This window comes from Granulicella sp. S190 (genome assembly GCF_009766095.1).
GTDB lineage: Bacteria > Acidobacteriota > Terriglobia > Terriglobales > Acidobacteriaceae > Edaphobacter.
This window is the reverse complement of record NZ_LMUD01000014.1, coordinates 408,198-428,242: the sequence shown is the minus strand read 5'-3', so window position 1 is coordinate 428,242 and position 20,045 is coordinate 408,198. Positions and strand designations below refer to the sequence as shown.

Genomic DNA, 20,045 nt, shown 5'->3' with positions numbered 1-20,045 from the left:
AACTGCGGCCAGTAAGCAAGGCGCGTGCCGGGGACACCAGGGAGTGAAGGAGTGGTATGCGGCAGCACCCGCAGCGGCTGCAACGGCTCCTGCGGCTACCGCGCCTGCCATGACAGCGGCTCCGAAAGCAGCGCCCGCTCCGACACCTGCTCCCGCTCCGACACCTGCAGCGACCTCTGCTCCAGCTTCGTCAGGGAAGCAGTCTCCGGCGCAGAAGGCGGCGGCTCGTCCTCTGGCTGCAGGCGGCGGTCCGGGCCTGGTGTGGGTTAACACTTCGAGCAACGTCTACCACTGCTATGGGTCGGACTTTTATGGCAAGACCAAGGCTGGATCCTATATGTCCGAGGCGGATGCGAAGGCCAAAGGCGCACATGCGGACCACGGAAAGGCCTGCAGTCAGTAGAGAAGTTGTGCCGGGATGGCTGGTGAACCGCGCTCCTGAAGCCTTGGACCTGTATCAGGACAACGCTTAGGGGCGCTGGTTGATTAAGCGGACCATCTCGAGGAACAGGTCGCCCGAGATCTGCAGGGAGTGGGCGCTGATCTTATCGAGGGTGTCCTGATCAGTATGGTGGTAGCCGTCCGGCGCAGCGTCGGTGATGGGGCCGTAGTGGGCGTCGATCACGTCCAGGACAGGCACCCCGCGACGGGCAAAGGGGAGATGATCGTCCTCCTCCTCCTCACGATATTTGTAGATGGAAGTTGAATGGCCGGTATTTTTGGCGGCGACCTTTAGCAGGTCGAGCAGCCACGGAGTCGAGTTTCCAACGTAGTCGATGTTGAGGTCTTTGTCGGCGATCATGTCGGCGACCAGAAGCGCTTTGATCTTGCCGAGGGTGCCGTCGTTGGCCCACTTCGCGGCGAGGTGGCGGGTGCCGTAGAGAGAGTCGGAGGGTCCCCAGCTTTTGACGGCCTCTTCGCCATCATCGAAGACCAGCCAGATGGAGTAGCCCTCTGGCGGATGAGTGCGGAGGATGGTGCCGATCTCTATGAGCAGGGCACTGGTGGCGGCCCCGTCGTTGGCTCCGTAGAACTCGATATCGCGCAGAGGGTAGTTGGTCTCGTAGTGGCTGGCCAGGACGATGATGCCGTCTTTTTTGCCGGGATACTTGACGATGTAGTTGGTCATCGTCTGGAGGCCGGCGGGAGTGGTCGCGGTAAAGGTGTCGGCGATGAAGTTGCCCTTGGCGGCTTCGGGGGCGAAGTGCTGCTTCAGGAACTCCTCGGCTTTAGCGTGGCCGGGAGAGCCGTTGAAGCGCTTGGGCGCAACCTCGAGGAGCTGCCTGGTGAGGGAATAGGCTGCCTGTCCACTGAACGGACTGGAGGCCTTTTGAGCATGGCTTGGAAGAGTGAACGTCGCAACAAGGGCAGATAAGAGCAAAACCGACAGAAGGAGTGTCTTTGATCTGCTCATAATGAAAGGGTGTTTGGGAAAGCTTGGAAACGTCATGCGGCCTTCTTTGCCTCTCTGGCTTTACGGCGAGCGGGGTGGACTAGGAAGGCGATGCCTACGCCGATCAGGTAGAGCACCAGCATGGGGCTGGCGAAGAGACACATGCCGATGGGGTCGGGCGTAGGGCAGATGATAGCGGCGATGATGAAGATGGCAAGGATGGCGTAGCGGATGTGCTGGACGAGGAACTTTGCGTCGACGATGCCGAAGAGCGCGAGGAAGAAGATGAGGATGGGCAGCTCAAAGGTGACGCCGAGGCCGAGGATGACCGCGAGGAAGAAGTTGGTGTAGTCCTCGATGGTGAGAACGGGGTTGAAGTTCTTGCCGAAGCCACCGATCAGGACCTTGAGCGCGCCGGGGAAGACCCAGTGGTAGCCGAAGTACGCTCCCGAAAGGAAGAGCACGATGGTAGCGGTCATGAAGGGAACGACGTAGCGCTTCTCGTGCGAGTACATGCCCGGCGCGATAAACAACCAGAGCTGATAGAGGATGAACGGCGAGGCGAGGATTATTCCGCCGTAGAGCGCGGTCTTGAGGTAGAGGTTGAGCGGATCGGTCGGGTGGGTGTAGTTGAGGGCGATGTGGAGATCGTTCAGTGGCTTCTGGATGATGCCGTAGAGCCGCACGTGGAAGGCGTAGGCGACGCAGAAGCCGATCAGCAGATAGACGGTGGCGTTGATGAGGCGCTTGCGGAGCTCGGTAAGGTGCTCCATCAGGCTCATGCCGGGGAGTTCGGCGCGATCGGAAACGGCTGCCCGAACGCTGTCGACGATATCAGGCATGGTGGGTCGCCTCGCTGGCCGTTACTTCAGCTGACGGCTCGGGGGCGTGAGGGATGGAGTCGAGCACGGGCGAGAGCGCCGAGTTACTGACGGGAAGACCAGTGGACGGTGGCATGAGATTGAGTTCGCCAGAGGTGGCGATAGGAAGTGGTTCGGGGAGGCTAGTGGGCATCTGCAGATGGTCTTCGACCAGCTCCTGGGTGAGATGGGCGATCCGCTCCGGGGTTACGTCGGAGATATCCGAGGTGGTGCCGATTTCGTTGGCAACAGTGTTTTCGCTGCCGTCAGTGATGGCCGGCGTAACGGGCGCGGCAGCTTCCATCGCGGCGATCTTCTTGCGCTGCTCCTCCTGATCGGCTACGCGGAGCTCATCTTCCATCTGCATGCGGAATTCATTGGAGGCGCGGCGAAACTCGGCCATGAGTTTGCCGAGTTGGCGGGCGAGTTCGGGCAGCTTCTTCGGCCCGAAGAGGAGAAGGGCGAGAAAGAAGATGACGGCGCTGTCCTGAAAGCTAGGCATAAGTTCGTCCCATGATACGGCTTACGAGTGGACGGAACAAATGGATGGCGGACGTTGACGCTGTTGTAAGATTCTTGGTGTAGCCAGCAGGATCGTCTCAGGAAAACGCATCTTCTGAATGGAGAGTGCGTCTAATGATACGAACGGGAGATCTTACGGATCGCCCGCGATGAAGTGGTAGGAGTTGCAACACCCCCGTGGATTGGGTGACGTCTTGAAGGAGGCGTCATAGTGAATCCACTGCAACTCAAGCAATGCATGCTTTCAACATCCCCGTCTCAGAGGCGAAAAGACGGTACCGGCTCAGCCGCTGCCAGACGACCTTGTGAGACTGAAGGCGGAGTACTTTGAACGGACTATTGGAGATCGCACCGGCTTTGGCCGTGGCGGAGAACGTTGCAGACTCATGTTCCCTCAATAACTACCTTGCGCAGCCGGACCATACGATGGACGCGCGAATTGCTGCGGCTCGCGAGAAGCTCGGCACCGACGTCGTTCTGCTGGGGCACCACTACCAGCGGGACGAAGTGATTCGGTTCGCCGACTTTACCGGAGACAGCTATAAGCTCTCCAAGGTTGCAGCGGAGACGAATGCGAAGTACATGCTGTTCTGCGGCGTGCACTTCATGGCGGAGACGGCAGATGTTCTGGGACGAGCCTGGCAGCAGGTGATCCTGCCGGATCTGAATGCAGGCTGCTCCATGGCCGACATGGCGGAGATCGGGCAGGTTGAAGACTGCTGGGACGCGCTGGAGCGCGCGGGTTTGTCAGACGACCTGATCCCGCTGACCTATATGAACTCGGCGGCTGCGATCAAGGCTTTTTGCGGAGAGCGTGGCGGGCTGGTGTGCACCTCGTCGAACGCTCGCGGAGCCTTTGAGTGGGCGTTTGCGCGCGCTGAGAAGATTCTGTTTTTACCGGACCAGCATCTTGGACGCAACACTGCATCTGCGATGGGAATTCCGTTGAGCGAGATGGTGGTTTGGGATCCTTACCAGATCAACGGCGGACTGAGCCCCGATCGTTTGAAGGCGGCGAAGGTGATTCTGTGGAAGGGCCACTGCTCGGTGCACCAGCGATTTCTGCCGGAGCACGTCGACCGCGTGCGCCGCGAGGAGCTGGGGATGCAGGTGATCGTGCATCCAGAGTGCCGATGGGAGGTCTGCCAGAAGGCGGACGATGTCGGTTCCACCGAGCACATTATTCAAGCGATCGAGCGCGCTCCCGAGGGATCGAGCTTTGCGGTCGGCACGGAGATTCACTTGGTCAACCGGCTGGCGAAGCGGTTTGCTCCGCTAGGCAAGCGCGTGATTACGCTCGATGACTCAGGGTGCCTGTGCACGACGATGTACCGGATCTCGCCGCAGCATTTGGCGTGGGCTCTGGAAAATCTCGTCGAGGGCCGGGTTGTGAATCGCATCAAGGTGGACGAAGATGTGAAGCAGTGGGCGCGCGTAGCGCTCGACAGGATGCTGGAGATCAAGATTTGAGTAAGACGTTTACGTTAGGCGAGGCACAGACGTTGTTGCCGGTGGTGGAGGCGCTGCTTAGAAGAGCTCAGGAGGCGCAGTCCCGAGCCGCGCAGCTTGAGTACGAGATGCAGCAGTTGAGTCACAGGATCTTCTTATACGGTGGCCTGCACGTGGAGGTAAGCGTCGCTGCTCGCCGCCGTGCAGAGCGCGAGAAGGCTGTGCAGGAGGCCAGGGACACGCTGGCGGAGATTGATTCGATCGGCGTCCAGGTGAAGGACCTGGAGGAAGGGCTTCTCGATTTTCCTTACGTGATGGATGGCAGGACCGTGTTGCTCTGTTGGAAGCTGGGCGAGGCGGGGATCACCCACTGGCATACCGAGGAGGAGGGCTTCGCGGGACGCAAGCCGCTCGATGCGCGTTTTGGTAAGCCGGAGCGGCTGAACTAAAGAGAAGCGAGATGCAAAGAGGGACTTAGCGTTCCTGCAGGACTCGCGGTATGCTTCATGCAGTAATCATCCTCCCCGGCGGTAGTCCATCCATGGCCTTTGAAAATGTTGGCAGCATCTTGAGAATGGGATCTCCGTTGAGCAGCTTTAAATTGCTGCTGATCGCGGCTTACTCCTCCAGGCCAAAGCTGCGTCCACTGTGTCTCTTTCTCTTGAAGCCCTTTGTGAGAAACGGCGAGGTATTGTTGCAGTATCGGTGCTTCGGCCGCGAGATGAAGTGTTTCATTCGCCTATCGGATCTACAGAGCGACCTCCTGAGCGTGTTTGAGCTGGGTGTAAGGAATGCCTATGATCTCGATCTTGGCTTCCGCCCAGATCTGGTGATTGATGCTGGAGGAAATATCGGCCTGTTCACTCTGCGGGCTATCGCGGCGACCGCCTCTGTGAGCAACACTCCCGCTGAGTTCGTGATCTTCGAGCCCCTGCCGCGGAATGTTGCGCAGATCGAGAAGCACCTGGCTCTAAATCATGTCACCGCAAGGATGATGGCTGGATGCCTGGGCGGTACGCACCGCACTGTCCCCTTCTACTGTCGCGAGGCGATCGACAGCAGCTTCGATCCGGAGAAGCCTTACCTGAGCGTGCTGGATGTCCCTGTCTATCTTCTGTCTGACGCGATTGGAAGCTCCGCGGCCGGGCGAATCCTGATCAAGCTGGATATCGAGGGGATGGAGATCGAGGTGTTGCAGCAGTTTGTCCCAAACGAGCGCAGGGCGGTGTATATCGTCGGCGAGCTGCACAGCTTCGAGGTCAACTCGTCGATCATGGAAGCGATCTTTCGCGATCATGGCTGGACGTTCGAGTACGACTTTATCGCAGACGATCATGCAAACTTCCGGGCCTGCTCTCCGGCGGCTCTGCCCATGCTGAAGTCGATGGCGTCGATTCCCGTGACCGCGCAGGCTTAGGCGGTATCCGCGGCAACTCAATTTATCCAACGATAATTTTGTGTGAAACCAAGAAGACGGCTAGAGCATAAGTAACAAAATTTGCTACAAAAGAAGCGGCTCCTTCGTGGAGCCGCTCTTCGTTGCTTCTTGAAAGATCCCTTGAGAGTGTCTTTGTAAGAGGTGCTCAGGGTTTGCAGACTTCGGCCACAGATCGGTCCAGGGTGATCGCCTGGAGAGACACTGGGGCGATCTTGTGGGCGGAGAGGTATCTGCCGACCGCATTCGCCAGATCGGTTTTGCAGGACGGACTGGAGCGCGTCTTTTCTGTATCGGCGAGTTCTTTGAGGAGAGACGTCTGAATCTGATCAAGTTCCGGGCGAATGGTAGCTACGAGGTCGATGCGGCTGTGGGTCGGAGCGTCTCCGGCACGATGCCAGGTTGCCAGAAGAGAGTATTGAACGGTCTTGTTGGCTTCGATCTGGTCCTTGAAGAAGTTGGAGAGGAACGTCTGGTCGAGACCCTTCGCAGCGCCGTCGCGTACGGCGTCAGCTATAACCTTTGCCTCGCGAGGTGAATCCTGAACAGGTGTGCCACTGTCCCACTTCGAGAGGGCGACCTGTTGTGCGACCGTCAGTCTGCGTGCTGAAAGTTCAACGAGAGGCTGAAGACTGTCGACTGCGGTCTGGGTATAGGCGGTGTTAATGGAGGCCATCAGGATGGCGCCTGCGATTGCTTGCTTCACGTAACGTGTGTGCATCTTACTCATTTCTTGTTTGGGGAGGAAACTGTGCGACTGGCTCTGCACTTGGCCGCATAGTGATCGTTGATGGTGGAAGGTCGTTTGTTTAAGACCCTGGTTTGTTGGCTTCGGGCTGCCGTCCTGGATTCCACGCGGGCTTCCAGTTAGAGTCGGCGAGCCAGCGAATGGGATTGACCATGGAAGCGATGGCGTTGGTCATGTGAACGAAGTCGATGGTGCGGATCTCGTCGCTTGGCTGGTGGTAGTCCTTGTGGAGACCATAGCTGGAGACGGTTTGGGCGACGATGCCTTGCAGCGCCAGTGCGTAGTTGTCGGAGCGGCGGAAGAAGTTTTCTTTGGGATGCGGATCGCCGACGAGGTTAGCTCCATGCTTTGCCAGCTCAGGACCCAGGTTCGAGCGGTCGAAGCCGGTAAGCCAAAGCGTTCCTGCCGGCACCGCGGGGTCAGGGCGGCCTATCATCTCGAACTCCAGGTTGGTGACGATGCTCGAGAGCGGGACGGGAGGGTGAGCGAGGAAGGCGCGATTGCCGAAGCCGCCGAGCTCTTCCGAGCCAAAGAGCGCGAAGACAATAGTGCGCTTCGGACGGGGGCCTGAAGCGAGAATGTGCGCGAGGGTGAGGACCGCAGTTGTACCGGAGGCATCATCGTCGGCCCCGTTGTAGTTGGTGTCGCCGGAGGCGTTCGCGGGTCCGATTCCGAGGTGGTCGAGGTGCGCGGTGAGAAGGAGAACCTGATCGGGCGAGGTGGTTCCGCGCAGGATGGCGATGGCGTTCCAGGTCTCTTTGCGGGGCACATCCTGGAACTTAGCGAGGCGTTGCCGCGTTCTTTCGGGCAGCGGGTCGGGGAGGGGGGACTTCTGGAGGAAGGTGCCGTTGTCTCCGCCGGGTTCGAGGCCGAGGGATTGAAGCTGAGAGGCCACGAAGAGTGCTGCGATGTGTTCGTCGCGCGTGGCGGAGCCGCGGCCATGAAGTTCATCGTCGGCGAGGAAGTTCATATCTGCATGAACTTCCTGCTGCAAGGTCGAAGACAGAGATGCTGTTTGCCGAGCTGCTGCGTCGAAAGAATGAGACTGCGACGCCAGGGAGGTAGAGGAGATTGGGAGAGTCGGCAGGATGATGGCAAGAAGCAGGGAAGGCAGAGACTTCGGCGGATGCATTGTGAAAATTATAGAGGAAGGCGATTGTATTCTTTCTGCATTTGCTGCAGGTGCTGCGAAGATAGAGATGAGGGTCTGGTGAAGATGGAACGAAGGGGAAGCTTGCGGCGTTTGGCGGTGGCAAGCGCTGCGATGATGTTGCCGGTGCTTACGGGGTGTACGGGATTTTTCCCTCCGGTTAATAACTCTGGCGGCGGCGGGACCGGGGCGAACGGCAACCAGGTATATGTGTTGAACCAGACAACGAAGTCTGTGAGCGGCTTTACCGTGGGAACGGCAACGTTGACGGCAGTAAATAGCTCTCCTGTTTCTCTGGGGTTTCAGCCATTGGCAGAGGTCGTGACTCCGAGCGATGCTTTTCTCTACGTTGCAGGCCAGGGAGCGATCAGTTTGTATCTGATCAACTCCGATGGATCGCTGTCGGCGCCAAGCGCAGGAGCACAACAGCTGGCGGTCACTGCGGCCTCGCTGACGGTCTCTCCGGACGGCCAGTGGCTGATTGCGCTGGATAGTTTTACCCAGCAGTTGGACATCTACCAGATTAATGCGTCGACGGGCGCGTTGACGGCTCAGGCGCAGTCGCCTGCAGTCTATTCGCTGGCGAATGGGGCTGGAGCCTGGCAGCCGTCGACGGTACGCGTGTCTCCGGATGGGACTTTAATCTTTGCTGCGCTTGGTACGGCCGGCGATGCTGTCTTCTCGTTCGACACCACAACAGGTCTTGCCGCGCAGGTTCAAAGCCTGGTCAATGTGAATGCAAGCACGGGGGACTATGGGCTGGCAGTGGATCCCAAGACGGCTTATCTGTACATCGCACGAAGCGGAAGCAATGGCGGGATTGGGGTGTACACGATTGGTTCAGGAGGAACGTTGAACTCGGTTACAGGTTCGCCCTTTGCAGCAGGCAGCGGAACTGTGTCCGTCGTACTGGACAGCACCGGCACCTATGCCTATGCCTCCAACCGTACCGACAGCACGATCTCCGGGTACACGATCACACCGGGAACGACACCGGCGGCCTTGAAGCTGGTCCCGCTAAGTGGATCGCCCTATGCGAGCGGGACGTCGGTACAGTCGCTTGGAATCGATAGCACGGGAAAGTATCTGCTGGCGGCGGCGTCTGGTGGAAAGGCTGACCTGACGATGTACAGCTTCGACATCACCACGCCGGGCAAGCTCGATCCGTCGACCAGTATTGCTTCCGACACCGATCCTGCGGGCGCCATCGCGGTTGCCCTGACGCACTAGATAAGTGATTTGGCATCACTCCTGACACGAAGCAGGTGCTGGAGTTGATGCCGAGAGATTTGGATTTGGCATGGCCGCCATTAGTATGAAGGTGTGGTGTGCTGTGACGCGGAGCCTCAGGACTATCGTTTCTTCTTCTCGACAACTCGGTTTGGTGCAGTACCTTTCGCGACTCTCCAGCTTCGTGGCGGTCTCTGTGCTTCTGGTGGCAGGGAGCGGGTGTTCGCGGCTACGTCCTAAGCCATCGGCACAGTATGTGTACGTAACGGCAAAGCAGACCTTTCTGCGCGACCGGGTGGCGGCGGTGTCGAACCGCACGGCTACGGTGGAGAACGGCGAGCGGCTCGAGGTGCTCGATCATGGGCGGCGCTTTGTAAAGGTGCAGACGGCCAAGGGCGAACAGGGTTGGATCGACGAGAAGGTCGTCGCGACTCAGGAGATCTTCGACCAGTTTGAAAAGCTGAAGCAGGACCATAAGGCCGATCCGGTAGTCGCCTCTGCGGTGGTCCGCGATGAAGTTTATATGCATGCGAAACCCGGCCGCGATACGGAGCGGTTCTTTCGCCTGTCAGAGGGCGAGAAGCTGAAGCTCCTGGCGCGGGCTACATTGGCTAAGCCCTTACCGCCCGGAACCCGAGTGGCGAAGGCTGCTCCCGCTCCGGTTGTTGCCGCCTCCATTGCCTCCGGGAAGAACGCGAAGGCCGCTGTAGTCGCGAAGGCCCCAGCACCGGACGAGCCAGCCCCGCCGATGATGGAGGACTGGTGGCTGGTGCGCGACTCCAAGGGCGACACTGGTTGGCTCTTCAGCAGGATGATGGACGTCGACGCTCCCGACGCTATTACACGGTACTCCGAGGGTCAAAGGATCGTCGGATCGTATGTTCTCACTACGGTGAACGATCCTGAGGCAGAGCAGGACGACAAGAACATTCCGATCTACGTCACGGTGCTGAGCCCGTACAAAGCGGGTCTGACCTACGACTTCGATCAGGTTCGCGTGTTCACCTGGAATATTAAGAAGCATCGCTACGAGACCGGCTTTCGCGACAGAAATATCGAAGGCTATCTGCCGGTTAAAGTGACCACGGCGACCGATCCTTATGGGAAGTCGCCGACGGCTACCACGCCTGCTCCGACCTTCTCGTACCGGGTGTTGTCGGATGAGGCGGGGCCGGTCATTCCCGATCCTGTAACCGGAGCGATCGTGCCCGGCAAGACAGTGCTGAAGACCTATCGCCTGGAGAGCAACCTGGTGCGGCGGCTGCTTCAGCCGGGAACGACGGCGCCCGGTGAGGCGCATCCTGAGCCTGTGTCGGAGAAGAAGAAGGCCGCGGCGGCAAAGGGTAGCAGAGGCAGGAAGAGACGGTAGGCAAGGTCTAGACGTAAGCGGATCGGAGTGGCGATGAGCGACTTTGAGGAACGCCTTCACGGTGGCAATGTGGCGGATTCGGTGGTCCGAGTCGGAGCGACCGTGCGCAAGCCAGCGACCTCTGCGACGAGTAGCGTCGAAGCGCTTCTAGAGCATCTCTCCGAAGTCGGCTTCCAAGGATCTCCGCAAACACTAGGGCGCGATGAGAAGGGCCGTCATGTGCTGGAGTATGTGCCGGGCGCAACTCAGGAGCCCTTCTCCTACACCAGTGAGGAGCTGGCGCGCGTCGGTCGACTCGTCCGAGAGTTCCATAATAGAGCGAAGAGTTTTGTCCCTCCCACAAACGCGCACTGGAACGTTGTCATCAGTCCGGACTCGGAGGAGTTGATCTGCCACCATGATCTTGCCCCCTGGAATCTGGTGCGCAGCGGAGAGCGGTGGGTCTTTATCGATTGGGATGGAAGCGGGCCAGGGTCCGTTCTGTGGGATGTGGCGTATGCGGCGCAAACTTTCGTGCCGTTGATCGCTAGCGGAGAACCTGCCTTCGACGCCTTACGGCTGCGCTGCCTCGTTGACGGGTACGGGCTTGATCGGTCGCAACGTGAGAAGCTGCCTGAGCTCATAGTTAAACGAACAAGAGCAATGTTTGAGTTAGGCCAGCGAGCGTCGATAACCGGGGAGCAACCCTGGGCTCGACTCCACGCGGAAGGAGATTCCAGTCGTCACTGGAGGGAGTCAGCCGACTACGTTGAGTGTCATCTCAAGATCTGGCACAACGCTCTCCTTGCAGACTTCAATGGCTGACGATCTTCGCGATCAGGCATAGAAAGCGGCAATCGCGTCGACGACGGTCTGCTGCTCATCCTCGCGAAGCTCGGGGTACATGGGCAGTGCGAGAACTTCGCGGGCTGCAGCTTCGCTGACAGGGAAGTCTCCCTGCTTATAGCCGAGATTCGCCAGGCTGGTCTGCAGATGCAGCGGGACGGGGTAGTAGATCTCGCTGCCAATCTTACGGTCGGTAAGGTATTGGCGAAGCTCGTCGCGGCGTGGGACACGCAAGACGTACTGATGAAAAACGTGACCAGCGCGTGGGTCCGTAATAGGTAGAACGATACCCGCATCAATATTGGCCGCAGTCAGATTCGCCTTGCGAAAGAGCAGATCGTACAGCGCGGCGTGATTGCGGCGCTGCTGGTTCCACTCCGGCAGATAACGGAGCTTCAGCTCGAGCACAGCCGCTTGGATCGAGTCCAGTCGCGAGTTCCAGCCGATCTCTTCGTGATAGTAGCGCCGCCGCATGCCATGCGCGCGTAACACGCGAGCGTGGTCGTCGATGGCAGCAGAGATGGTCGTGACCAGGCCTGCATCTCCCATCGCGCTGAGATTTTTTGTGGGGTAGAAGCTGAACGCCGCGGCATCGCCGAGTGCCCCTGCGGGAGTGCCGTTCCACGTCGCTCCAAAGGCCTGCGCGGCATCTTCAACGAGAAGGAGATTGTGGGCATGCTTCAGAGCAGCGAAGGCATCCCAGTCGGCGCACTGACCATAAAGGTGAACCGGAAGGACAGCTTTTGCATTGCGACCAGCGGGACTGTGCAGAAGGCTCTCAACCGCGGCAGCGGAGAGATTGAAGGTAGCGGGGTCGATATCCGCCAGCAGAGGCGTTGCGCCACAGCGCAGAATGGCGCTCACGGTCGCGAAGAAGCTGAAGGGAGTAGTAATGACCGCGTCGCCCGGCCCGATATTTGCCGCGGCCAGGGCGAGCCAGATGGCGTCGGTGCCGCTGGCGCAACCGATGGCGTGGGGCGCGGCGCAAGCTGCTGCTGCCGCATTCTCAAAACTGGTGACCTGGGGGCCGAGGATGAAGTGCTGGGAGGTGCAGACGGATTCGATGGTGTCCAGAATCTCCTGCCGCAAAACAGCGAACTGGCGGGAGAAGTCAAGCATAGGAACGGGTTGCGAGGAACGAGTAGTCACAGAAGACATGGTATATCGCTGGGAATACAGGCACCCAACCCGTCCGGTCTTTCATTCCGCCTTGCAATGCGTCTAAGGGAGTATTGCGCTCGTCTGTAGATTATGACGGGTCAAGTTGATTATTGCCGTGGATGCTCGTATCGTTGACAGTCTTGGCTTCAGACTTGGTCCTTCGATGGACTGAGTTTTGTTCTGAAGCCGATGGGTCACGGCAAAACCCCTATCGCAGTTCGAACACTTGAACAAAGGAGATCGGCCCCATGGAATCAAAGCCGGCACAGAACATTCAGGATACTTTTCTCAATACAGTGCGAAAAGATAAGAGTCCGATCACAATCTACCTCGTCAGCGGCGTCAAGCTGACAGGCAAGATCCGGTCGTTCGACAAGTACTCAGTCCTGCTCGAGAACAACAGCCAGGAACAGTTGATCTTCAAACATGCGATCTCCACGGTGGTGAGTGGGCGGGCCGGGGCGCATGGCGATGTGCGAAGCGATGCAAAGCCAGAGGTGAGGGCCGCTGTAGGCTCTGCCCCGTCTCTTGGTGGGCCGGTGCAAGAGGCGACTGGGACGCAAGGCCGTTAGCCATTGACAGCAAAAGATGTGAAGTTAGTTGGACTCAAGCCCGCGAGGCGCAGCCTGGTGGAGGCGCAGGAGGCCGCTCTACGTCATGTCCGAGGCGGCGGTCTGCCGCAAGCAGAGCGGGCAGTTCTGGTCGCGGTGGAGTTCACAGGCGAACGGCGCAAGCTGACTGCGGCAGCCAGGCTGGCGAAGACAGCTGCGGCTGTCTCCGCAGGCACTGCCTTTGAAGGTGACGATCTAGTCGCGCCGAAGGCAGCAGCAGACCTCGACTTCGATGCTTCGCTGGCGGAGTTTGAGGAGCTTGCGAGAAGCGCCGGCGCAGAGGTAGCGGCAACCCTGATCCAACGGCGTCCGAGGCCTGATCCTGCAACTCTGATAGGACAGGGCAAACTCGAGGAGATTGAAGGCGTGATCGCGTCTACCGGCGCTGATCTGGTGCTCTTCGATCATGATCTCACGCCGTCCCAGTTGAGAAATCTCGAAGCCAGGCTTCCCTGCCGCGTCATCGACAGAACGCAGCTGATTCTGGATATCTTCGCAAGACATGCGCGGACACGGGAGGGCCAACTGCAGGTGGAGCTGGCACAGCTCGAGTATCAGCTGCCCCGGCTGGCAGGCCGTGGCAAGGCGATGTCGCAGCTTGGCGGCGGAATCGGAACACGTGGGCCAGGTGAGACGCAGCTTGAGACGGACCGTCGCAAGATCAACCTTCGCATCGACCACGTGAAGGAGCAGTTGGAGTCGGTACGACGGATTCGCCGTCAGCAGCGGCAGCGAAGAGAGGCTGTCCCGGTGCCTGTAGTCGCTCTGGTCGGCTACACCAACGCAGGGAAGAGTACGCTCTTCAACGCGCTGACCGAAGCTGGAGTGCTGGAGTCTTCGCGCATGTTTGCCACGCTCGATCCCAAGCTTCGCCAACTGACGCTACCATCGCGCAGGAAGATTCTGCTGTCGGACACCGTAGGATTCATTCGCAATCTGCCGCACACTCTGGTCACCAGCTTTCGTGCGACCTTGGAAGAGGTAGAGCGTGCCGAGCTGCTGCTGCATGTTCGCGATGCCTCAAGCCCGATGGTGGACGAGCAGAAGGCGCAGGTGGAAAAGGTGCTGGCAGAGCTCGACGTCTCGAAGAAGCCGGTGATCGAGGTGCTGAACAAGATCGATCTGGTGCACGATCACGAGGGAATGCCCATGGGCGCACCGGGAAGCATCGCCGTCTCCGGACTGAAGAAGCTTGGACTCGACCACCTGTTGGCCGCGATCGATGATGCGCTGGTGGTGGATCCGCTCATCGAGATGCAGTTTCGTCTGCCACAGTCCGAGGGAGCAGTGCTGGCAGCGCTGGAGGCGGGCGCAGTTGTGAACGGGAAACGCTTCGAAGGAAATCTGGCCTATCTCACGGCAAAAGGGCCAGCCTCTTTGTTGAACCGATACAGAAGATTTCGCGACCGTGTCGACTAGCCGACGTAAAAATAAAGAAGGTCTTAACTAGCATAGGCCGCCTGACGGGGAGCGGAGGTGGTGTCCCCAATCACGCGACCTATGTGACCCAGATCTTAGGGTCCAGGTGGTATTACCAAGTCTAGTCCTTCAGACAAGGAAGTCAAAGTAGATCGTGCAATTTGTTGCAATATTCTAAGCCGCGATCACTCGTGCGAATATCGTTCGTAACGGCCGGTATTCAACCATGCTTAGGTTGACACTGTTAGATTCGCTTTGCTAAAACTAGGTGTACCTCGAACTATCATGCAGCGCTTGAGCCAGTATCTCCTGGCGCAGGCTAGCGGTGTGAGAGACAGCTGACGACAGGACTCCCAAGCGGCTTAGGCCGACCCCATTCATGGATCAGATACTGAATCAACTCGGTGGACTTGTGCTCGGCTCTGTGCCGACGATGGTCCTGTTTATCTTGCTGGTAGCGGCTTACGGGCTTCTTGTCCGCCGTCCTCTGGATCGTGTGTTGGCGGAGCGACGTGCCCGCACCTCGGGAGCCATCGAGCAGGCGCATCGCGCCATCGCCGCAGCTGAAGCAGAGACTGCTGCCTACGAAGAAAAGCTTCGTCTCGCCAAGGCCGAGATCTTTCAGTTGCGCGATAAGAAGCTGAAGCAGTGGAATGCAGAGCGCGAAGCGGCGCTCGCACAGGCCCGTCAGCTGACGCATGATCGAGTGAGTGCAGCACGGCAGGAGATCGAGCAGAGCGCCCATGAAGCGCGCCTCCAGATCGCTGGCATGAGCGAAGAACTCAGCTCTCGGATTCTCAATGCAGTGCTACCCGCCGGCGTTCGTGCGACGGAGGTTGCGCAGTGAAGAGCTCCTTGATCAAAAGAATTCTGCCCGTCGCAATTCTGATGGGTTTGTTGTTTGCCCCAGTCGGACATGCAAAGGCGCAGGAAGCCGCCGCTCCCAATGCAGGCGCCGCACAGCAGGCTACAGCTGATTCGCAATCGTTCGAGAAGGGCAAGCAGGAAGACAGCAAGCCCGAAGAAGACGAGAACGACAAGTATCTTCACTCCGCTACGGTCCGTGCCTTTGGATCGAAGATCGGCTTGAATGCTGAACAGGCCGCGACGGCCTTTACCGTTGCGAACTTCGTAGTTCTTGCCGCGCTCATCGGATGGTTCCTCACCAAAACGCTGCCCAAGACCTTTCGCAATCGAAGCACGGTGATTCAGAAGCAGTTGGTGGATGCGCGCACGGCGACCGAAGATGCCAATGCGAGGTTGAATAGTGTAGAGAGCCGCCTCAGCAAGCTGGACAGCCAGATCGCCGCGATGAAGGCCCAAGCCGAGAAGGACTCCGCGCTTGACGAACAGCGCATCGCAGCCGGTGTGGAAGAAGAGAAGAATAAGATTCTCGCAGCCGCGGAGCAGGAGATCACCGCCGCGACTGCTCTGGCACAACGTCAGATTCAGCAGTACGCTGCAGAGCTCGCCATCGAGCAGGCAGCACGCAAGCTGGTAGTCTCTGCCGAAACCGACCGCCTGCTGGTTCAGAGCTTTGCCCAGCGGCTGACCGGCGACGATTCCAAGAAAGGGCAAAACTAATGTCCGTCCTTTCTTTGCGCTACGCCCATGCATTCGCTTCGGTTGCCTCTTCTGCACATCTGGATGTCGCCGCCGCCCAGCAGCAGTTGAGCGACTTCAGCGGAACCTTCGCTGGAAGCCACGATCTGCGTGAAGTTTTGATGAATCCTTCGATCGCCAACGAGCAGAAGTTGAAGGTACTCGATGCGATTGCCGCGCGAATTGGCATGTTTCCCCAGGTTCGGAACTTTCTCGCAGTCATCATGGACCACCAGCGTCTGGATGAGTTGGATGAGATCCTCAACGAGTACCACATCGTTGCCGACGAGCAGTCCAACGTCGCCGAGGCGGAGATTACCAGCGCTCGTCCGCTGAACGATCAGGATCGCGCCGAACTCGAAGCTCAGGTAGCGAAGCTCGCCGGTGGCCGCGTCCGGACCACCTATCTCCAGGATGCAACGTTGTTGGGTGGAGCAGTCGTGCGACTTGGTTCTACGGTCTATGACGGATCGATCCGGGCTCAGTTGCAGCAGTTGAAACAGAAGCTTGTGAACGCGTAGAGTTCTTCGCCGGAGACGGCGCTAAGTTTTTTCAGATTTGATACGAATCGAGTAGAAGGAAGACATGGCACAGATCAAGGCGGATGAGATAACAGAGCTGCTTCGCCAGCAGATTGAGAACTTCGAACAACGCATCCAGGTGGATGAGGTTGGAACAGTCATCTCGCTGGGCGACGGTATCGCGCGCGTTCACGGCCTCGACAAGGTCATGGCCGGCGAACTGATCGAATTCCCACACGGCGTCGCAGGCCTCGCGATGAACCTCGACGAGGATCAGGTCGGCGCAGTGCTGCTCGGCGACTACACCGAGATCAGCGAAGGCGACACCGTCAAACGCACCGGCAAGATCATGTCCGTGCCCGTCGGGGAAGCCTTGATCGGCCGCGTCGTCAACGCGCTCGGCCAGCCCATCGACGACAAGGGACCCATCAACACCGACAAGTATCTCCCCGTCGAGCGGCTCGCTCCCGGCGTTATCGACCGTCAGTCCGTGCGTGAGCCGATGGCCACCGGAATCAAGGCGATCGACACCATGATTCCGATCGGCCGCGGGCAGCGCGAACTCCTCATCGGCGACCGCCAGACCGGCAAGACCGCCATCGCGCTCGACACCATCATCAACTCGGCGAAGAACAACCTGATCTGCATCTACTGCGCGGTCGGACAGAAGCGCTCCTCCGTAGCTCAGGTCGTTCAGACCCTCGAAGAGCACGGCGCCATGGCCTACACCATCGTCGTGGCTGCAACTGCCTCTGAGCCCGCACCGATGCAGTATCTCGCACCGTTCGCTGCAACCGCGATGGGTGAGTACTTCCGCGACAGCGGCAAGCATGCGCTGGTGATCTACGACGATCTCTCCAAGCACGCCGCCAGCTACCGCGAAATCTCGCTGCTTCTCCGCCGTCCTCCAGGCCGCGAGGCGTACCCCGGAGACGTCTTCTATCTCCACTCTCGTCTTCTCGAGCGCTCGTCCAAAGTCTCCGACAAGCTCGGCGGCGGTTCGCTCACGGCGCTCCCGATCATCGAGACCCAGGCCGGCGATGTCTCGGCCTACATCCCGACCAACGTGATCTCTATCACCGACGGCCAGATCTTCCTCGAGACCGACCTCTTCAACTCGGGCGTGCGTCCTGCCGTCAACGTTGGACTTTCGGTATCGCGTGTAGGATTCTCCGCTGCCATCAAAGCGACCAAGCAGGTCGGCGCAACCTTGAAGCTCGATCTCGCGCAGTATCGCGAGCTCGCCGCCTTCTCGCAGTTCGGTTCGGACCTCGACAAGGTGACGCAGCAGCAGCTCAATCGCGGCCAGCGCCTCACCGAGCTTCTGAAGCAGCCCCAGTTTCAGCCGTTGTCTGCAGAAAAGCAGGTAGCGATTCTCTTCGCCGGCGTCAACGGCCTTCTGGACGATGTAGAAGTAAGCGATCTGCGTGCGTTTGAGGACGGCTACTATCCCTACCTTGAGTCGGCGCAGCCCGCCATCCTCACCGATATCGCCACCAAGAAAGCTCTTGATGATGATCTGAAGGCTCGCCTCACCGCTGCGATCAAAGAGTACAAGGGCAACTTCCTCGCGGACCTCAAGGACAAGAAAGAGACGGCTGCGGCCAAGTAAACCATGGCAAATGTTCTCGATTTACGGCGCCGCATTCGCAGTGTGAAGAACACGCGGCAGATCACCAAGGCCATGAAGATGGTCTCGGCGGCTAAGCTGCGCCGGGCGCAGGAGCGTGCGATGCAGGCGCGGCCCTACGCCCAGATGTTGATCAATGTTTTGGAATCGCTGGTGCGCCGCACCGATATCTACAACGAGGAGACCGGCGAGATCCTTCATCCGCTGCTGATTGAGCGAGACGAGAAGAATGTTCTCGTTCTCGTTATCGCAGGCGACAAGGGTTTTGCTGGCGGCTTCAACTCGAACGTCGGCAAGGCTGCGCAGAAGTTTATCGACCGCCGCACAGCCAAGGGTCAGAACATCGACCTTGAGCCCATCGGCAAGAAAGCGATCGGCTTTTACAAGCGGAAGTTTCCGGCGGCGAAGTACGAGAAGACCGAAGAGCACTACGACAACGATCTCTCAACACACTATGAGACGATCCGGCACCGAGCCGCTCAGATTGAGGTTGCAGCCGAGTACCCCGATCTTCTGTTGAAGACGGCGTTCTCTGCTGTCTCCGATCTCGCGCACTCGATCATCCAGCGCTACGAGCGTTCGGAGATCGATTCGGTCTACATCGTGTACAACGAGTTCAAATCGGTGCTGCAGCAAAGAATCGTAGTGGAGAAGCTTCTGCCGATCGAGAAGCTCGGAGCACCCAGCGTCGAGTCTGCGCAGGAGCCGACGGAAGAAGAGCGCGATGCAGCGGTCAAGGCCGCACAGTCTGAGGGCATCAGCGTCCACGTCCCCGAGCAAAGTGAGATGGAAGAAGAGGCCAAGAAGTTTGGCACGGCGGATGTCGACTACATCTTCGATCAGTCGCCGGAAGAGCTCTTCAGCCACCTGATGCCGCGGTATGTCACCACGCAGATCTTTCATGCTCTGCTGGAGTCCACCGCTGCGGAGCATGCAGCGCGCATGACAGCAACCGATGCCGCGACCAAGAACGCAGGCGATTTGATCGACAGCCTGAGCCTCACCATGAATCGCGTACGTCAGGCAGCAATTACCAAGGAAATTATCGAGATTGTGAGTGGCGCGGCTGCCCTGTAATCCAGGCGGCTGCGATAACGAAAGAGACCTATGGCAGAGAATATTGGAAAAGTAATTTCGATCAGCGGACCGGCCGTTGACGTTCAATTCGAAGAGTCGCACATGCCCGCCATCTTTCAGGCGCTGCGCATCGTAAGCGAAGGCTTCGATGTCCCCACCCCGCTCGACGTGATCGTCGAAGTGCAGCAGCACCTTGGCGAAGGCCGCGTGCGCTGCATCGCCATGGTTGCGACCGAGGGTATGGTTCGCGGTATGAAGGCGATCGATACTGGCGCAGGCATCATGGTTCCCGTGGGTCGCGAGACACTCGGCCGCGTGCTGAACGTACTCGGCGAGCCCGTAGACGAGCTCGGCCCGGTCAACGCCAAGGTACATCTGCCGATTCACCGCCAGGCGCCCGCGTTCGATGAGCAGTCGACCAGCGAAGAGATGTTCGAGACCGGCATCAAGGTCATCGATCTCATTCAGCCCTTCTTGAAGGGCGGTAAGATCGGCCTCTTCGGCGGAGCCGGTGTCGGCAAGACCGTCATCATTCAGGAACTGATCAACAACGTTGCCAGCCAGCACGGCGGCTTCTCGGTCTTCGCCGGTGTTGGCGAGCGCACCCGTGAAGGTAACGACCTGTGGATGGAGTTCCAGGAGTCGGGCGTTATTGACCTGAAGGATTTGCCCAAGAGCAAAGCGACGCTGGTCTATGGACAGATGACCGAGCCGCCAGGGGCGCGTCTGCGCGTGGCGCTCACCGGCCTCACCGTTGCGGAGCACTTCCGCGACGAAGAGGGTGCGGACACGCTGCTCTTCATCGACAACATCTTCCGCTTCACGCAGGCAGGCTCCGAGGTCTCCACTCTGCTCGGACGTATGCCGTCGGCCGTAGGCTATCAGCCCAACCTCGCAACCGAGATGGGTGAGCTCCAGGAGCGCATCACGTCCACCAAGAAGGGCTCTATTACCTCGGTGCAGGCTGTGTACGTCCCTGCCGACGACTTGACCGACCCGGCTCCGGCGACGACCTTTGCTCACCTGGATGCAACCACGGTGCT

21 protein-coding genes are annotated in these 20,045 nt (G+C 59.1%); 15 read left to right on the top strand and 6 right to left on the bottom strand.

Going from position 1 to position 20,045, the window contains the following annotated elements; genetic code table 11:
* Positions 1-403 (top strand): hypothetical protein (locus GSQ94_RS08265; RefSeq protein ID WP_254063740.1); only part of this gene is annotated, 403 nt, incomplete at its 5' end.
* A gap of 66 nt (positions 404-469) precedes the next feature.
* On the opposite strand, the gene GSQ94_RS08260 is transcribed toward GSQ94_RS08265, so the two are convergent.
* From GSQ94_RS08260 to GSQ94_RS21645, 3 genes are read right to left on the bottom strand one after another with little or no spacing between them, the layout of a single operon-like run.
* The gene (locus GSQ94_RS08260; RefSeq protein ID WP_254063739.1) at positions 470-1,450 is read right to left on the bottom strand and encodes a M28 family peptidase; all 981 of its coding nucleotides are present in this window, start codon (positions 1,448-1,450) and stop codon (positions 470-472) included.
* On the bottom strand, positions 1,447-2,235 hold the full coding sequence (gene tatC / locus GSQ94_RS08255; protein WP_158943081.1) for a twin-arginine translocase subunit TatC: 789 nt from the start codon (positions 2,233-2,235) through the stop codon (positions 1,447-1,449). Before tatC ends, GSQ94_RS08260 begins: the two co-directional genes overlap by 4 nt.
* Entirely contained in the window at positions 2,228-2,755 is a 528-nt protein-coding gene (locus tag GSQ94_RS21645) for a twin-arginine translocase TatA/TatE family subunit (RefSeq protein WP_158943080.1), read from the bottom strand. Before GSQ94_RS21645 ends, tatC begins: the two co-directional genes overlap by 8 nt.
* Before the next feature lie 377 nt (positions 2,756-3,132).
* Between GSQ94_RS21645 and nadA the strand changes: the two genes are divergently transcribed.
* Genes nadA through GSQ94_RS08235 form a run of 3 tightly spaced genes read left to right on the top strand, consistent with a single transcriptional unit; the run spans position 3,133 to position 5,641 of the window.
* Positions 3,133-4,245 (top strand): quinolinate synthase NadA, encoded by a 1,113-nt coding sequence (gene nadA, locus GSQ94_RS08245; RefSeq protein ID WP_371417483.1) that lies wholly within the window; start codon positions 3,133-3,135, stop codon positions 4,243-4,245.
* Positions 4,242-4,673 carry a DUF2203 domain-containing protein gene (locus tag GSQ94_RS08240; RefSeq protein ID WP_158943079.1) on the top strand — a complete coding sequence of 144 codons (432 nt, stop codon included), beginning with the start codon at positions 4,242-4,244 and terminating at the stop codon, positions 4,671-4,673. Before nadA ends, GSQ94_RS08240 begins: the two co-directional genes overlap by 4 nt.
* A gap of 50 nt (positions 4,674-4,723) precedes the next feature.
* Entirely contained in the window at positions 4,724-5,641 is a 918-nt protein-coding gene (locus tag GSQ94_RS08235) for an FkbM family methyltransferase (protein WP_158943078.1), read from the top strand.
* A 166-nt stretch (positions 5,642-5,807) separates the two neighbouring features.
* On the opposite strand, the gene GSQ94_RS08230 is transcribed toward GSQ94_RS08235, so the two are convergent.
* Complete coding sequence (locus GSQ94_RS08230; protein ID WP_158943077.1) at positions 5,808-6,380, bottom strand: chorismate mutase; 573 nt, start codon at positions 6,378-6,380, stop codon at positions 5,808-5,810.
* An 88-nt stretch (positions 6,381-6,468) separates the two neighbouring features.
* Positions 6,469-7,377 (bottom strand): M28 family peptidase, encoded by a 909-nt coding sequence (locus GSQ94_RS08225; protein WP_158943076.1) that lies wholly within the window; start codon positions 7,375-7,377, stop codon positions 6,469-6,471.
* Between the two features lie 246 nt (positions 7,378-7,623).
* Between GSQ94_RS08225 and GSQ94_RS08220 the strand changes: the two genes are divergently transcribed.
* The 3 genes from GSQ94_RS08220 to GSQ94_RS08210 all read left to right on the top strand — a co-directional run bounded on the left by GSQ94_RS08220 (position 7,624) and on the right by GSQ94_RS08210 (position 10,960).
* On the top strand, positions 7,624-8,787 hold the full coding sequence (locus tag GSQ94_RS08220; protein ID WP_158943075.1) for a beta-propeller fold lactonase family protein: 1,164 nt from the start codon (positions 7,624-7,626) through the stop codon (positions 8,785-8,787).
* Between the two features lie 70 nt (positions 8,788-8,857).
* Positions 8,858-10,156 carry an SH3 domain-containing protein gene (locus GSQ94_RS08215; protein ID WP_254063737.1) on the top strand — a complete coding sequence of 433 codons (1,299 nt, stop codon included), beginning with the start codon at positions 8,858-8,860 and terminating at the stop codon, positions 10,154-10,156.
* Between the two features lie 33 nt (positions 10,157-10,189).
* On the top strand, positions 10,190-10,960 hold the full coding sequence (locus GSQ94_RS08210) for a phosphotransferase enzyme family protein (RefSeq protein WP_158943074.1): 771 nt from the start codon (positions 10,190-10,192) through the stop codon (positions 10,958-10,960).
* Positions 10,961-10,972: 12 nt separating this feature from the next.
* Here GSQ94_RS08210 and GSQ94_RS08205 read toward each other — a convergent pair whose 3' ends face one another.
* On the bottom strand, positions 10,973-12,139 hold the full coding sequence (locus GSQ94_RS08205; protein WP_254063736.1) for a DegT/DnrJ/EryC1/StrS aminotransferase family protein: 1,167 nt from the start codon (positions 12,137-12,139) through the stop codon (positions 10,973-10,975).
* Between the two features lie 251 nt (positions 12,140-12,390).
* Here GSQ94_RS08205 and hfq point away from each other — a divergent pair, with 251 nt between their 5' ends.
* The 8 genes from hfq to atpD all read left to right on the top strand — a co-directional run.
* Positions 12,391-12,714 (top strand): RNA chaperone Hfq, encoded by a 324-nt coding sequence (hfq, locus tag GSQ94_RS08200; protein ID WP_158943073.1) that lies wholly within the window; start codon positions 12,391-12,393, stop codon positions 12,712-12,714.
* A gap of 18 nt (positions 12,715-12,732) precedes the next feature.
* On the top strand, positions 12,733-14,172 hold the full coding sequence (hflX, locus tag GSQ94_RS08195) for a GTPase HflX (RefSeq protein ID WP_254063735.1): 1,440 nt from the start codon (positions 12,733-12,735) through the stop codon (positions 14,170-14,172).
* 379 nt (positions 14,173-14,551) lie between these two features.
* A complete protein-coding gene (locus GSQ94_RS08190) occupies positions 14,552-15,019 on the top strand; it encodes a hypothetical protein (protein ID WP_158943071.1) in 468 nt (155 codons plus the stop codon).
* 8 nt (positions 15,020-15,027) lie between these two features.
* The gene (locus GSQ94_RS08185; RefSeq protein ID WP_254063734.1) at positions 15,028-15,756 is read left to right on the top strand and encodes an ATP synthase F0 subunit B; all 729 of its coding nucleotides are present in this window, start codon (positions 15,028-15,030) and stop codon (positions 15,754-15,756) included.
* Positions 15,756-16,295, top strand: a complete 540-nt coding sequence (atpH, locus tag GSQ94_RS08180) for an ATP synthase F1 subunit delta (protein ID WP_158943070.1) — start codon at positions 15,756-15,758, stop codon at positions 16,293-16,295. Before GSQ94_RS08185 ends, atpH begins: the two co-directional genes overlap by 1 nt.
* A gap of 64 nt (positions 16,296-16,359) precedes the next feature.
* The gene (atpA, locus tag GSQ94_RS08175; protein WP_158943069.1) at positions 16,360-17,907 is read left to right on the top strand and encodes a F0F1 ATP synthase subunit alpha; all 1,548 of its coding nucleotides are present in this window, start codon (positions 16,360-16,362) and stop codon (positions 17,905-17,907) included.
* Between the two features lie 3 nt (positions 17,908-17,910).
* Entirely contained in the window at positions 17,911-19,002 is a 1,092-nt protein-coding gene (locus tag GSQ94_RS08170; protein ID WP_158943068.1) for a F0F1 ATP synthase subunit gamma, read from the top strand.
* A 30-nt stretch (positions 19,003-19,032) separates the two neighbouring features.
* Positions 19,033-20,045, top strand: a 1,013-nt coding sequence (gene atpD / locus GSQ94_RS08165) for a F0F1 ATP synthase subunit beta (RefSeq protein ID WP_254063733.1), incomplete at its 3' end; no start/stop codon positions are given.